This is a genomic window from Ruegeria sp. AE4 (assembly GCF_056542185.1).
The window spans coordinates 83,412-97,014 of sequence record NZ_JBQFZK010000008.1; the positions used below are offsets into that span (position 1 = coordinate 83,412).

Consider the following 13,603-nt stretch of genomic DNA (forward strand, 5'->3'; position numbering starts at 1 on the left):
TTTGCCCGTGACTTTTGGACGGCGTTGAGTTTATGGACCAAACCGCCTATCTCGGAGGCGATACCGCACAAAGGAATAGTCGGGTGGCGAACCATTTGTACAAAAACGACCTGCCGGACGGGCTGGATCTGGGCCCTGTTGTGGCCATTGACTGTGAAACCATGGGTCTGAACCCACATCGGGACCGCTTGTGCGTGATTCAGATGTCGGGTGGTGACGGCAACAGCCATATCGTGCAGGTGGAAAAAGGCCAGACTGAGGCGCCGAACCTATGTGCCATGCTGGAAAACCCTGACATTCTGAAGCTGTTCCATTTCGGGCGCTTCGACATCGCCGCTATGTACCATACATTTGGTGCTCTGGCCGCGCCGGTTTATTGCACCAAGATTGCCAGCCGCCTGGTGCGGACCTATACCGACCGGCATGGGCTCAAGAACCTGTGTCAGGAACTTATCGGTGTCGATATTTCCAAACAGCAACAGATGAGCGACTGGGGCGCAACCTCATTAACGGACGCTCAATTGGATTATGCTGCGTCTGACGTTCTTTATCTGCATCAGCTGCGCGATGCGCTGAACATTCGGCTGGCTCGCGAGGATCGGACTGAAATGGCGCAGGCCTGTTTTGACTTCCTACCGATGCGTGCGAAACTGGACCTCGCCGGTTGGCCCGAAACGGATATTTTTGCGCACTCATGACCGATACCGAAGCATTCCTGAAAACCGCCCGTCAGGTGGTGACTGACGAAGCCCGCGCGCTGGACGTACTTGCCGACAGTCTGGACGCGCATTTTGCTGAAGCCGTGCAGCTGATCCTTCAGGCCACCGGGCGCATCATAATCAGCGGTATCGGCAAGTCAGGCCACATAGGTCACAAGATTGCGGCCACGCTGGCCAGCACCGGAACGCCTGCCTATTTCGTGCATCCGGCCGAGGCCAGCCATGGTGATCTTGGCATGGTCTCCAAGGGTGATGTGGTTTTGGCGATTTCGAATTCGGGCGAGGCACCGGAACTTGCCAATCTGCTGGCCTTTACGCGCCGCTTTGGCATTCCGCTGATTGGATTGTCCAGCAAACCTGACAGCACATTGATGAAACAGGCCGACGTACATCTTCTGATCCCGTCGATGGGCGAGGCCTGCGGTTTTGGTATGGTGCCGTCGATCTCCACAACGCTGACCCTTGCCATGGGGGATGCACTGGCGATTGCCCTCATGAAATACCGCGATTTCCGGCCCGAGGATTTCCGTGCCTTCCATCCCGGCGGCAAACTGGGTGCTCGGCTGAGCACAGTACAGGATCTGATGCATGTCGGAGAGGCCCTGCCTCTGATTGCGGCACATACTCCGATGAGCGATGCGCTGATCGAAATCAGCCAGAAGGGGTTTGGTGTTGCTGGCGTAACAGACCCGCAGGGTCAATTGGCAGGGATCATTACAGACGGTGACTTGCGGCGCCACATGGATGGGCTGCTGAACAAAACGACCGAGCAGGTCATGACCCCCAACCCCACAACCATATCCCCGGATGCGTTGGCGGAAGAAGCGGTAGCAATCATGAATGACCGTAAGATCACCTCGCTCTTCGTGGTTGACGAGGCGACATCAGGTCAGGCTTTGGGGCTGCTTCATATCCACGACTGCCTGCGCGTCGGTCTGGGCTGAGGGAGGCTGAAGTGGACAGGTATTCCCGCATGGTGCAGTTCCTGAAGGTGCTGTTGCCGCTTGCGGCTATTGTGATGTTGTCCACGGTATTCCTGCTGTCCCGCAGTATCGAAACAAACGTTTCCGTGCCTTTCGCGCAGAAAGACATTGATGAGAGACTGGCACAACAGGTGGTAACGCGGCCGGATTACCGCGGAACGACCCGCAAGGGAGAGACCGTGCACATCGAGGCGGTGCAAGCCACGCAGGGCACCGAGGCGTCGGTTCCGACCGCTTCCGAGTTTCGCGGCCGCTTTGGGCTGCTCAATGGCGGCACAATTACGCTGGATTCGAATTCCGGCCTGATCCGTCCGGATAGTGGAACAGCAACCTTTGTTGGTGACGTGGTCATCACCACGGCGGATGGGCTCAAGGTCACGACGGATCTGCTCAATACCTCGTTGGACGAAGTCCGGGGCGATACGCCGGGGCAGGTGAACGGAACCGGTCCGATCGGTAACTTTTCCGCGGGGCGTATGACCTTTGGCACTGAAAAAACGGACGGGCTGGTCCATATTGTTTTTACAGATGGTGTGAAGCTGGTATACGAGCCTGAAAAAGCAGAAAGATAACTTGTGTTCGATTTTCGATTTGTTCCTTTGTGCCTCGCCTTGATCGCGGGCGCCGCGCCCGTGACTGCGCAAGAGGCGCAGGTGGCTTTTGGGTCCGCGAATGCCGATCCGAGCCTGCCGGTCGAGGTGACATCGGAAACCCTGAACGTCAATCAAGAGGACGGATCGGCCGAGTTCATCGGGAATGTCATCGTCGTACAGGGTGAAATGCGACTGACAGCCGAACGCGTGCTGGTTATCTACAATCAGGAACGCTCGGCGATCGAGCGAATGGAGGCCACCGAGAATGTGGTTCTGGTCAGCCCGCCGGATGCAGCGGAAGGCGACTGGGCTGAATACAAGATCGGCTCGGGTGAGATTGTCATGAAGGGCAATGTCCTTCTGACACAGGGCCCCAGCATCATCAGTGGCGATCAGATGAACGCCAACCTGACATCGGGCACTGCGACAATGACCGGGCGGGTCAAAACGATCTTGCAGCAGGGAAACAACTGATGGCGCGTCCCGATCTGAAACTGACCGAGGGCAGTTCCGGGCTGCGCATCGAGAAGCTGCGGAAGTCCTACAAAAAAAAGACGGTGATCCGCGATGTTTCGATGACGTTGGGTCGGTCCGAAGTGGTGGCGCTGCTGGGGCCGAACGGGTCTGGTAAAACCACAACGTTCTATTCAGTTGCGGGCCTTGTGTTCCCAGAGGCGGGAAAAGTCACGATCGACGGCCAGAATGTGACTACTTTGCCGATGTACCGGCGGGCACGGATGGGGATCGGCTATTTGCCGCAGGAGATGTCGATCTTTCGCGGCATGAGCGTCGAGGACAACATTGCTGCCGTTCTGGATATCACGGTCTCTCATGCGCATAAGCGCAAAGAGCGTTTGGAAGAGCTGTTGTCTGACTTCTCGATCGAACACTTGCGCCGGGCCCCGGCTCTGGCGTTGTCAGGCGGCGAGCGCCGCCGTGTTGAGATCGCGCGCTGTTTGGCCGCAGACCCCAAATACCTGCTGCTGGATGAACCGTTTGCAGGCGTTGACCCGATTAGTGTCGGGGATATTCGCCATCTGGTCGCGGATTTGAAAAAACGCGGTATTGGTGTGCTGATCACCGATCACAACGTCCGGGAAACGCTGGAAATTGTCGACCGGGCCTATATCCTGCATGACGGTCAGGTTTTGATGTCCGGCACACCTGATGAGGTTGTCGAAAACGAGAATGTGCGCCGCGTCTATCTGGGCGAGAATTTCCGCATTTCATAACCTTGCGCGGAGTTGTGCCAATTGCATGGCGGAAATCGCGTATATACACATCTGTTTTGATTGACTCTTCCCTCGTCTCTTGCCTCAATTGGCTTATGGCATTTACCCGGTTCCAGTCTGGATCTCGATGTCCCTTCTTCGAAGGGCTGGAAACAAGGCAACCGCGGAAAATGTCTCTACCCCCCACCCGATAAAAACAAGCTCGCCGCGTTTGCGGCGTCAGAATGGGTGTGAATTGTGAAGGAGATCACATGCGTTACCAAATCAGCGGAAAACAGATCGACATCGGTGCGGCGTTGCAGACACACGTGCAGACCGAACTGAATGAGGTCGTGGGCAAGTATGCGCAGCGGCCTACGGATGCCAACGTCGTCTTTTCCCGTTCGGCGCATGAATATGTATGCGAAACAACGGTGCACCTGTCCACTGGCCTGACGGCGCAGGCCAAGGCCCATGCAACCGAGATCTACGCGGCATTTGAGGCATGCTGTGATAAAATGGAAAAACAGTTGCGTCGTTACAAGCGCCGCCTGAAGGACCACCACAAGGATCGGGCCGAACCGGTTGAACTCTTTGGGGCGTCCTCTTATATCCTCGCTTCTAATGAATCGGAGTCGGTCGAAGAACCCGAATCGCTTCAGCCAATGATTGTGGCTGAGATGGAAACAAAAATCCCATCTTTGAGCGTTGGAGAGGCCGTTATGCAAATGGAACTTGCCGGTGCGCCAGTACTGGTGTTCAGAAATGAAAACAAGGACGGATTGAATGTCGTTTATCGTCGCGAAGACGGTAATATCGGCTGGATTGATCCGTAACAGGCAAGGATACGGGGCTGCACCCGCTGATGCGGGTGCGTGCCATGGAGCGTGATCATGGAGCTTTCGAGCATACTGAAGCCCGAAGCGGTGCGTGTATTGTCCGCGGCTTCCAGCAAGAAGCGGCTGTTTCAGGAAATCGGTGACGTCGCCGCGGCGACGCTGGGCATCAATCCTCAGGAAGCAGTTGATTTCCTGCTGGAGCGGGAAAGCCTTGGACCGACCGGTGTCGGCCATGGTGTGGCGCTGCCGCATGCGCGCCTGCCCGATCTTGATTCGGTTTCAGGTGTTTTTGTCATGCTTGAGAAGCCCATCGATTTCGGTTCAGTTGATCGCCAGCCTGTGGACATCGCCTTCGCGCTGTTTGCACCGGAAGAGGCGGGTGTTGATCACCTCAAAGCTCTGGCGCTGGTGTCTCGCACATTGCGGGATACTTCGGTTTGCACCAAGCTCCGGGCGAACCCTGATCCGGTAAAGCTCTATGCGATCCTGACTGAGGCGCAGTCTATGCAAGCCGCCTGATTAACAAAAAAAGCCCCCGAAAACCGGGGGCTTTTTTCTTTTCATTTGACCGGATCAACCACCGGTTCCCATTTCCAGCGTCCACCAGATTTTACCACCGCCTTCCTGATGCCAGGCGAATCCCATTTGGGTGGCTTTGGCGTCCATGATGACAGACCTTGGTCCAGGTTCCTGCATCCATGCGGCAAGTGTTTCCGTCTCGGTCTCGTAGGTTTCGGAAATGGCTTCCCCCAGGAACGTTCCGAAATAGCCGACACGCGCTGCCCGGTCGATTGGTGATGAACCGTCTGACCCAAAATGCCAGGGCCGGTTCTGCCGCGACATATCCTTCGAATGTGTCGCTGCCGCTGCGTTCAGCTGCGCGTTCAGCTGTACGGGCTGCAACCCCTGAGCCTGACGCAAAGCATTGACCGAATCAAGCATGCGGAACTGCAGCTTTTCCGGATTGCCGCGGATCTTGTACACAGTCGGCAATGGGCGACCATCAGATCCCAGAGTGGTTGAGCCAGTGTTGGTACATGCCGCAAGCGCGACAAAGCAAATCAACAGTAAAGAAACGATGCGCGTCATGTTCGACCTGATTATTGTATCTCAACAGGGCATAGCGCGCCTGCTTGTTCTGAGCAAACGCGCAATGGCCACAACTTGCGTGATTCTGCCGGTTTGGTTTGCGACTGAAGCATTCTGGCAATAGAATGCCTCTGATTTCAGACCTCACCTAAACACAGGACCCGTCGTCATGGTCAAGAAGCGCATTCATTCGCCCACCCGCAGGGGGTTTCTGGCAGGGGCTACCGCCACTCTGGCTACACCGGCACTGGCGCAATATATCCCGGGCGACCCGCTGCGCCCTGCACCCGAAACCGAACCGGCGGTTCGCCGCAACGTATCCGGGTTCCGGGCATTGGATTGGCAACCGTATTTCTCGAACACCAGAAATGGCGCCATATTGGTCGACACCGTCTCAAGAGCGCTGCATTACTGGTCGGATGACCAAACAGTCTATAAGTTGTACCCGTCGTCGGTTCCGCTTACCGAAGAACTCACCCGGCGCGGGCGCACCAGTGTGATCCGCAAGGTCGAAGGCCCAAGCTGGTCTCCGACGCCGTCGATGAAGAAGAGAAATCCGGAATGGCCGGACTACATTCCTCCGGGTCCTGATAACCCATTGGGAACACACGCTTTATACCTGAGCTGGAAGTATTATCGCATTCACGGGACGCACGATACACGCAAAATCGGCCGCAGATCTTCGAACGGCTGCATCGGCCTTTTCAACGAAGACATCGCCGAGCTGTTTTCGATGGCGAAGGTTGGCACGCAAGTGTTGCTAATTTGACGACATTTTCGTGTACGAACCCGCTCACCGGTCAAGTTGCAATTGCATTCCCGCTCTAATGCTGATTAGAAAAAACTACGAGGTAAGTCTTAGATGTGCGGCTCTGGATATTGGAGCCGTGCAAATTCTGGAGGTTAATATGAAGAAACTCGTTCTCGCCGCAGCTCTGACTGCAGCAGCTTCGACTGCATATGCTGGCAACCTGGAAGAGCCGGTTGTTGAAGCACCAGTTGTTGTTGAAGAAACTCAGGGTTCGTCGCAGGGCATTCTGCTGCCGCTGATCCTGCTGGTCGTTGTTGCTGCTGCTGTTGCTGCAAGCTAATCCGACACGGAATTCATGAAAAAGGCGGTGGAGCAATCCACCGCCTTTTTTAATTCCAACAGGTCTTCAAGCCTGTTGCGCGCCGGGGGATACTGACAGGCCAGTATCAAGCCGAGCCTAACGTTCTCATAGGAAATGCGGGTTGCGTTCTGTAAACGCTTTACGCCAGCCACCCGCACAGATTGTCTTCGATCACCTTTCCAAGTGCCGCGATATGGGCGTCGTCATCGTTAAGGCATGGAATATAGGTAAACGCCTCCCCGCCTGCTTCTTCGAAGCTCTCTTTGATTTCTTCGTTAATCTCTTCAAGCGTTTCGATGCAGTCAGCAGAAAACGCCGGGGCAATAACTGCAATGTTCTTTTTGCCTTGCTTCGCCAGGTCGGCCACGTGATCCACCGTGTAAGGTTTCAACCATTCTTCGGGGCCGAAGCGCGACTGGAAGGTCGATACCAATTGATCATCTGTCCAGCCCAGCCGCTCCTTTAACAGCCTCGTCGTTTTAGCGCATTGGCAGTGATAGGGATCGCCCTGCTGAAGATACCGCTCGGGCATCCCGTGATATGAGCAGACAAGAATGTCGGGCTTTGTCTCCATAGCCTCGTATGCGCGTTCAACAGACTGTGCCAGCGCATCGATATAGATGGGTTCATCGAAATAGGCCGGAACGGTTCGCGTCGCGGGCTGCCAGGCTTCGTCCATCAGTGCGCGAAAGAACTGGTCGTTGGCGGTGGCCGTCGTTGCGCCAGCGTATTGAGGGTAAAGCGGAAAAAACAAGATGCGATCGCACCCTGCGGCTACCATCGCGCGCACTTTGGATTTGGTCGACGGGTTGCCGTAACGCATACAGAAATCGACCATGACCTGATCACCGTATCGTGCCTGCATCGTCTGGCTCAGCTTGGCGGTCTGGTCCTTGGTGATGGTCATCAGCGGACTTTCGCCTTTTTCCTGGTTCCAGATCGATTTGTATGCCTCGCCAGAACTGAAAGGTCGCTTGGTCAGGATGATCGCCTGTAGAATCGGTTGCCATTTCCACTTTGGATAATCGATGACACGCTGGTCCGACAAAAACTCATTCAGATATCGGCGCATCGGCCAATATGTGTAGTCGTCCGGCGTGCCCAGATTGGCCAGCAATATGCCGACGCGCCCCATCCTGATCTTGGGATGATCCGTAGGAGCATGAGCGGGTCGAGTGGCATCAAACATATGAAGCTTCCTGAATTTCTTGCGTTAGGGCCTGAAATAAGGGGATTCGGTCGCGCGTCAATCGGGCAGTTTGCCCTCGTCCGTGCGCAAGGCGTCAGCCAAACGTGTTTGCGCCGACCCGGGACGCAGTGGCTTTGGTTGACTGTCGTGGGGGGCCCATCCTGTCAGGCAGATCAGTTCGAACGTGGCTGCCAGACGTCCCGATACTGTGGTGAAATGAGACGCGTAAATGTTTTGCGCGGCCTCAAATACTGCGCGGTTGGTCGGGTGTTTCAGTCGCCCGGATAACGCATTGGCCTCACCCATATGCCGCAGATCGTGCATCAGGTGCCAGATGTCACGGTACTCAGCCGTGAGCGGCACCGAGTCTGCGACTGGCAAGGCCAGACCTGCCCGCTGCAACAAACCGCCGAAGTCTCGCAACCCGGCCATCGGGGCGATGCGGGGGCTGAGGCCACCGGTAACGTCAATCTCGGCCTGACCCAACGCCGCGCGCAATTCGTGCAACGTTTCGCCGCCCAGACAAACAACCAGCAACAACCCGTCGGGTTTCAGCGCGCGGTGGCATTGGATTAACTGACCCACCGGATCGTTTGCGCAGTGCAGTGTCATGGCGTGGATAACAAGGTCATGGGCGCCGGGTTGCAGTGCCAGCACATCGTTGTCCGCTATGATCGAGGCTTCGGGAAACGCGTCCGTCCAAAGCTGCGGGTATGCGGTCACGATCGCTGCCGCCGTAAAGGTTTTGTTAACCATGGAGAGCCGATCCTGAACCTCGTCCATCGCGGCGCGGTGCAGAAAAAGGGCGTCATCCTGCACGCGGCTGCGATGACGCAGAATGGCGGCACGGTCAAAAAGTGAGGGTGCAGTGGGTTCGGGCAGTTTCATAGCTGGCAAGTATCGCATCGCGCAACGGATTCAAACCGCACTTGCGCTGATTTATCCAACACGTTGCATGGGGTGCGGCGACCTGACCGAGTCCGATTTTGGCCTGTGTGGCCCATGCTGGCGGGAAACGCCATTCATTGGCGGCACGGTCTGTGAAAGTTGCGGTCTGCCCCTGATCGGGGGGCAGGACGAGTTTCGGACCGAGTGCGATGATTGCCTGAAGACCGCGCGCCCCTGGAGGGCAGGACGCGCAGCGCTTTTGTATGACGGCAAGGCGCGGTCACTGATCCTGGCGTTGAAACATGGTGATCGGCCCGAACTGGCCCGCCCTGCCGCGCAGTGGATGGTGCAGGCAGGGCGCCCATTGTTGCGACCGGATATGGTGATTGTTCCGGTTCCTTTGCATTGGTCTCGGTTGCTGAAAAGGCGATACAACCAGTCAGCACTGTTGGCGCAGAACCTGGCGCGCGAGACAGGATTGGAATGTGTACCCGATCTGTTGATTCGCAAAAAAAAGACGCCGGTGCTGGACGGCAAAACAGCTGCCGAGCGGGCACAGATTTTGGGCGACGCGATATGCCTTCACCCCCGAAAAGCCCGCCATCTTACTGGCCGGGACATTTTGCTGGTGGACGATGTGATGACATCCGGGGCAACACTGGCCGCATGCACTCGTGCCTGTCAGGCGGCGGGGACAAATCATATTTTCGTGTTGGCTCTGGCGCGCGTTGCCAAGGATGCCTAATTCGCCCAAGATTGCGCGAAATCCGAAGGGAACGGAAAATGAAGTCGGTAGAGATCTATACATCGCCACTGTGCGGGTATTGTCATGCAGCCAAACGCCTGCTGAAGCAGAAAGGTGTCGAGTTCAAGGAGATCGACGTGCTGATGCACCCCAAACGCAAACCTGAAATGATTCAACGTGCCGGAGGCAAACGCACGGTCCCCCAGATTTTCATCGGCGCTACGCATGTCGGCGGTTGCGATGATTTGTACGAGTTGGAGCGTCAGGGCAAGCTTGACCGTCTGCTTGCGGCCTGATGAAAACCGCGCTGCTGCAAATCACCTCGTCGGACGATCCGGCAGAAAACCTCGGGATGGTCCGAGGCATGATGGCCGAAGCGGCAGAACAGGGCGCCCGCTTTGTTCTGACGCCAGAGGTTACGAATTGCGTTTCGACCAGCACCACACGGCAGCGCGCGGTTTTACAACATGAAGAAGATGACATCACTTTGACGGGCCTGCGCGAACAGGCTGCTGATCTGGGTGTATGGCTTCTGATCGGCTCGTTGGGGCTCAAGACTCATGACAATGACGGTCGTTTTGCCAATCGTTGCTTTATGATCGGACCGCAAGGTCAGATCGTGGCGCGGTATGACAAAATCCATATGTTCGATGTGCAGGTCACCGAGACCGAGACGTTCCGCGAATCAAAGAATTACCGCCCAGGCGAAAAAGCGGTTATCGCAGATACGGATTTCGGCAAGGTTGGTCTGACCATCTGTTACGATATCCGCTTTCCATATTTGCACGCGGCACTGGCGCAGGCGGGCGCGCGCATTCTGACCGTCCCGGCCGCGTTCTCGCCGGTCACAGGTGCCGCGCATTGGGAAGCCTTGCTGCGCGCACGTGCAATCGAAACCGGGTGCTGGGTGCTGGCCCCGGCCCAAACAGGGGAACATCCAAAAACCGGCGGTAAAACACGCTATACTCACGGTCACAGCATGGTCGTCGACCCGTGGGGAAAGGTGCTGATCGACGCAGGGACCGATCCAGGCATTCACATTTTCGATTTGGATGATAGTTCTGTGACTGAGGCACGGCGACGTGTCCCTTCACTGCACCACCGCCGTTCCTTCGACGGACCCTGACAGAACGGAACAATGACAGACGACACCAATGCCCTTGCGGTCACGCTGTTCAGCGAGATCCTGACCGCCGATCAGCTATTGCGGAACCGGCTTAGCCGGGTGCTGCCCAAGGGCATGGAAATCTCGCATTTCTCGGTTCTGAACCACTTGGCTTTTGTCGCGGATGAGCGTAGCCCGGCGCAGCTGGCCAACACGTTCCACGTGACCCGAGGGGCGATGACCAACACCTTGGCCAAGCTGGAATGGGCCGGATACATCCACATCCGCCCCGACTGGGACGATGCCCGCCGCAAGATGGTCGCGATCAGCCCCGCCGGTAAACGCGCGCGGGATCAGGCGATTTCCTCGATTGCTCCGTTGATCAACCGCGTGGTCGGAGAGTTGGGGGACGACCGTGTTCGGTCGACACTGCCAGTGCTGCGCGATCTGAGAAAACAGCTGGAAGGGGAATAACCCTCAGCCCGGTTTCACACTCGCCGTCACATAGTTCACGCTTAAGTCCCGGTCCGAGATCGACCAGCTCCAGAGGATCGGGTTGAAGACGAACCCCTTGCGGTCCACCGGGTCCATCCCGGCCTGACGCAGCAGGTCGAACAACTCATCAGGGGTGATGAACTTGTTCCACTCATGCGTGCCGCGCGGCAGCCAGCGCATGACGACCTCGGCCCCGAAAATGGCCATGGCATAGGATTTCGGGTTGCGGTTGATGGTTGAGCAGATCAGCAGCCCGCCCGGCTTGAGCAATTTTTGCGAGGCGGTCAGGAAGCCCTCCGGGTCGGCCACATGCTCGACCACTTCCATGTTCAGGACCACGTCGAACTGCTCACCTGCGGCGGCCATGTCTTCGGCTGTGGTGTGGCGATAGTCGATCTCCAAACCGGATTGCTCGGCATGGATACGCGCAACAGGCAGGTTGCCTCCGGCGGCATCGGCCCCGACGACCTCGGCCCCCAGACGTGCCATGGGTTCGCTTAGCAGACCACCGCCACAACCGATATCCAGCAGGCGCAGCCCTTCGAACGGATTTCGCGCTTTCAGATCGCGGTCGAATTCACCGGCAATCTGCTGTGTGATATAATCCAAACGGCAAGGATTCAGCATGTGCAACGGTTTGAATTTCCCATGAGGGTCCCACCATTCCGCCGCCATCGCTTCGAATTTTGCGATCTCGGATGGATCCACCGTGTTCGGATGCGCTTGCATTCCTGTCTCCGTATGCTCTTTTACGCTTAAGGACTATATAGGGCCATAATGGACAAGTACCCGGACCAAAAGCGCGCAGTTCAATATCTGTACCCGCCGATCGATCCGTTCGACCAGCGTATGGTCGATATGGGCGACGGGCACCGTATCTATGTGGAACAATGCGGCAACCCCGAAGGCATACCGGTGGTGATCCTGCATGGCGGCCCAGGCGGTGGCTGCAGCCCCGCAATGCGGCGTTATTTTGATCCACAGGCCTACAGGGTGATTCTATTTGATCAGCGTGGGTGTGGCCGGTCTCGCCCCACGGCTTCGGTTGAAAATAACACGACATGGCATTTGGTGGCCGATATTGAACGGTTGCGCGACCTGTTCGAGATTGATGAATGGATTGCTTTTGGCGGCAGCTGGGGCGCGACCCTTGCGTTGATCTACGCGCAGTCGCATCCAGACCGGGTCAGCCGATTGGTGCTGCGCGGTGTGTTCCTGGCAACTGACGCTGAACTTGACTGGTTTTATGGCGGCGGAGCGGGACGTTTCTGGCCGGAACAGTGGCAGAAATTTACCTCACTGTTGCCCGAGGTGGAGCTGAAGGACACCATCACCGCCTACAATAAACGCCTGTTCTCGGGGGACCGCGCGACCGAGACCCTGTATGCGCGGGCATGGTCGCACTGGGAAAATGCGCTGGCGTCGATCCACACGAACGGATCAGTGGGCGAAAGCCCCGGCGAATACGCCCGTACATTTGCCCGGCTCGAGAATCACTATTTCTACAATAAGGCGTTCCTGGAAACGGATGGGCAGATCCTAAATCAAATGGACCGGATTGCTCATATCCCGGGTCACATCGTGCAGGGGCGATACGACATGATTTGCCCGCCGCAGGCCGCCTGGTCGCTGAGCGAACGCTGGCCGAATGCCGAGATCAAGATGGTACGTCAGGCCGGTCATGCGCTTTCTGAACCCGGGATCAGCGCAGAACTCATCCGGATCATGGATCGCGTAGCGGAGGGTTTGGCATGACACGCATCGACCGCCGTGCCTTGTTTGCCTCGGGTGCCGCCGCCGCGCTGCTTGCCGCGACAGGCGCGTCCCTGGCGGACAAACCTGAGAAAGGCGGCACGCTGCGATTGGCCGTACCGCGCGACGACAGTCTTGAGCAGGTGGCGCGCGGTGCGGTTTTCGACACGCTGACCGAGATCGCCCCGGATGGCACTTTGCGGGGCGAGCTTGCGACGGGCTGGCAAACCGACGCCGATGCGAGGGTCTGGAGCTTTGATCTGCGCAACGATGCGGTGTTCCACGACGGCGCGTTTTTGGACATCGCAGATGTTGCGGCCGTATTGGCCGAGGTCGGGCATACCGAGGCATTGACTGCCAACCGTTTGCGGCTGGAACTGGCCGAGGCAAATCCGGGCCTTCCATTCCTTTTGGCGGACAGTCGTTTTATCATTGCCCGCAATGGCGAAGGCGTCACGCCGCTACACAACGCCAATGGCACGGGTTGCTACCGTGTCGAACGCGCCGAAGACGGGCGGCATTTCCTGGGTCGCCGTGTTTTGGGGCATTACAAGGACGGTCAGGCCGGTTGGGTCGATGCATTCGAAGTGATCGTTATTCCCGATGCCCGTGTCCGCGCCGAGGCATTGCGTGATGGCTATGTCGATGTCGCCGCCTTCCCCGATTCGTCAGAGATCCGCGGTACGCGCGGTCTTCGCTACTATCCTTCCGAGACCGATATGGCACTGGCCGTCTCTGGGGCGGTGGGATTGCCGCGGCAGATTGCCGGACGCACGGTTCTGGACGACGGTCGTATCGCTGAACGGTGGTGGATCGTGTAATTTCGGGTGACACTTCTGTCGGGGGTTGCAGACTCGGATCATCCTGCGTATATGCAGTTTCA

At 57.2% G+C, this 13,603-nt stretch carries 19 protein-coding genes; 15 read left to right on the top strand and 4 right to left on the bottom strand.

Translation table 11 applies throughout. The features are described from left to right. Positions 1-83 precede the first annotated feature (83 nt). From ACR0EK_RS11905 to ACR0EK_RS11935, 7 genes are all read left to right on the top strand, one after another. The gene (locus tag ACR0EK_RS11905; RefSeq protein ID WP_480832873.1) at positions 84-698 is read left to right on the top strand and encodes a ribonuclease D; all 615 of its coding nucleotides are present in this window, start codon (positions 84-86) and stop codon (positions 696-698) included. Continuing rightward, positions 695-1,663: a KpsF/GutQ family sugar-phosphate isomerase gene (locus ACR0EK_RS11910; RefSeq protein WP_480773983.1), complete on the top strand. Its 969-nt coding sequence runs from the start codon at positions 695-697 to the stop codon at positions 1,661-1,663. The genes ACR0EK_RS11905 and ACR0EK_RS11910 overlap by 4 nt, the downstream gene beginning before the upstream one ends. Before the next feature lie 11 nt (positions 1,664-1,674). After that, the gene (gene lptC, locus ACR0EK_RS11915; protein WP_480900033.1) at positions 1,675-2,274 is read left to right on the top strand and encodes an LPS export ABC transporter periplasmic protein LptC; all 600 of its coding nucleotides are present in this window, start codon (positions 1,675-1,677) and stop codon (positions 2,272-2,274) included. Positions 2,275-2,277: 3 nt separating this feature from the next. Next, positions 2,278-2,769, top strand: a complete 492-nt coding sequence (locus ACR0EK_RS11920) for an LptA/OstA family protein (protein WP_480483925.1) — start codon at positions 2,278-2,280, stop codon at positions 2,767-2,769. Further along, positions 2,769-3,527, top strand: a complete 759-nt coding sequence (gene lptB / locus ACR0EK_RS11925; RefSeq protein ID WP_480474775.1) for an LPS export ABC transporter ATP-binding protein — start codon at positions 2,769-2,771, stop codon at positions 3,525-3,527. Before ACR0EK_RS11920 ends, lptB begins: the two co-directional genes overlap by 1 nt. 251 nt (positions 3,528-3,778) lie before the next feature. Beyond that, the gene (gene hpf, locus ACR0EK_RS11930; RefSeq protein ID WP_480483926.1) at positions 3,779-4,342 is read left to right on the top strand and encodes a ribosome hibernation-promoting factor, HPF/YfiA family; all 564 of its coding nucleotides are present in this window, start codon (positions 3,779-3,781) and stop codon (positions 4,340-4,342) included. 57 nt (positions 4,343-4,399) lie between these two features. Next, entirely contained in the window at positions 4,400-4,864 is a 465-nt protein-coding gene (locus ACR0EK_RS11935; RefSeq protein ID WP_480967831.1) for a PTS sugar transporter subunit IIA, read from the top strand. Between the two features lie 54 nt (positions 4,865-4,918). Here the strand turns inward: ACR0EK_RS11935 and dalA are convergent, their stop codons facing one another. After that, complete coding sequence (gene dalA, locus ACR0EK_RS11940; protein ID WP_267363096.1) at positions 4,919-5,434, bottom strand: divisome-associated lipoprotein DalA; 516 nt, start codon at positions 5,432-5,434, stop codon at positions 4,919-4,921. A 169-nt stretch (positions 5,435-5,603) separates the two neighbouring features. Between dalA and ACR0EK_RS11945 the strand changes: the two genes are divergently transcribed. After that, positions 5,604-6,203 (top strand): L,D-transpeptidase, encoded by a 600-nt coding sequence (locus ACR0EK_RS11945; protein ID WP_267363097.1) that lies wholly within the window; start codon positions 5,604-5,606, stop codon positions 6,201-6,203. A 139-nt stretch (positions 6,204-6,342) separates the two neighbouring features. Further along, positions 6,343-6,525 carry a hypothetical protein gene (locus ACR0EK_RS11950; protein ID WP_117870963.1) on the top strand — a complete coding sequence of 61 codons (183 nt, stop codon included), beginning with the start codon at positions 6,343-6,345 and terminating at the stop codon, positions 6,523-6,525. A 160-nt stretch (positions 6,526-6,685) separates the two neighbouring features. On the opposite strand, the gene hemH is transcribed toward ACR0EK_RS11950, so the two are convergent. Both hemH and ACR0EK_RS11960 read right to left on the bottom strand, forming a co-directional pair. Further along, positions 6,686-7,735 (bottom strand): ferrochelatase, encoded by a 1,050-nt coding sequence (gene hemH, locus ACR0EK_RS11955; protein WP_480900031.1) that lies wholly within the window; start codon positions 7,733-7,735, stop codon positions 6,686-6,688. 57 nt (positions 7,736-7,792) lie between these two features. Further along, the gene (locus ACR0EK_RS11960; RefSeq protein ID WP_480900029.1) at positions 7,793-8,623 is read right to left on the bottom strand and encodes a methyltransferase domain-containing protein; all 831 of its coding nucleotides are present in this window, start codon (positions 8,621-8,623) and stop codon (positions 7,793-7,795) included. Between ACR0EK_RS11960 and ACR0EK_RS11965 the strand changes: the two genes are divergently transcribed. Genes ACR0EK_RS11965 through ACR0EK_RS11980 form a run of 4 tightly spaced genes read left to right on the top strand, consistent with a single transcriptional unit; the run spans position 8,604 to position 10,947 of the window. Next, positions 8,604-9,368: a double zinc ribbon domain-containing protein gene (locus tag ACR0EK_RS11965; protein ID WP_480900027.1), complete on the top strand. Its 765-nt coding sequence runs from the start codon at positions 8,604-8,606 to the stop codon at positions 9,366-9,368. The genes ACR0EK_RS11960 and ACR0EK_RS11965 overlap by 20 nt on opposite strands. 38 nt (positions 9,369-9,406) lie before the next feature. Continuing rightward, entirely contained in the window at positions 9,407-9,664 is a 258-nt protein-coding gene (gene grxC, locus ACR0EK_RS11970) for a glutaredoxin 3 (protein ID WP_480483930.1), read from the top strand. Beyond that, complete coding sequence (locus tag ACR0EK_RS11975) at positions 9,664-10,494, top strand: carbon-nitrogen hydrolase family protein (protein ID WP_480773986.1); 831 nt, start codon at positions 9,664-9,666, stop codon at positions 10,492-10,494. Before grxC ends, ACR0EK_RS11975 begins: the two co-directional genes overlap by 1 nt. Positions 10,495-10,506: 12 nt before the next feature. Further along, positions 10,507-10,947, top strand: a complete 441-nt coding sequence (locus tag ACR0EK_RS11980; protein WP_267363106.1) for a MarR family winged helix-turn-helix transcriptional regulator — start codon at positions 10,507-10,509, stop codon at positions 10,945-10,947. A gap of 3 nt (positions 10,948-10,950) precedes the next feature. Here the strand turns inward: ACR0EK_RS11980 and ubiG are convergent, their stop codons facing one another. Further along, positions 10,951-11,697: a bifunctional 2-polyprenyl-6-hydroxyphenol methylase/3-demethylubiquinol 3-O-methyltransferase UbiG gene (gene ubiG / locus ACR0EK_RS11985; RefSeq protein ID WP_480773987.1), complete on the bottom strand. Its 747-nt coding sequence runs from the start codon at positions 11,695-11,697 to the stop codon at positions 10,951-10,953. Between the two features lie 48 nt (positions 11,698-11,745). On the opposite strand from ubiG, the gene pip reads away from it, so the two are divergent. Together pip and ACR0EK_RS11995 are read left to right on the top strand one after the other, a co-directional pair. After that, complete coding sequence (pip, locus tag ACR0EK_RS11990; RefSeq protein ID WP_480773988.1) at positions 11,746-12,723, top strand: prolyl aminopeptidase; 978 nt, start codon at positions 11,746-11,748, stop codon at positions 12,721-12,723. Further along, the gene (locus tag ACR0EK_RS11995) at positions 12,720-13,541 is read left to right on the top strand and encodes an ABC transporter substrate-binding protein (protein ID WP_480773989.1); all 822 of its coding nucleotides are present in this window, start codon (positions 12,720-12,722) and stop codon (positions 13,539-13,541) included. Before pip ends, ACR0EK_RS11995 begins: the two co-directional genes overlap by 4 nt. Positions 13,542-13,603: the final 62 nt, after the last annotated feature.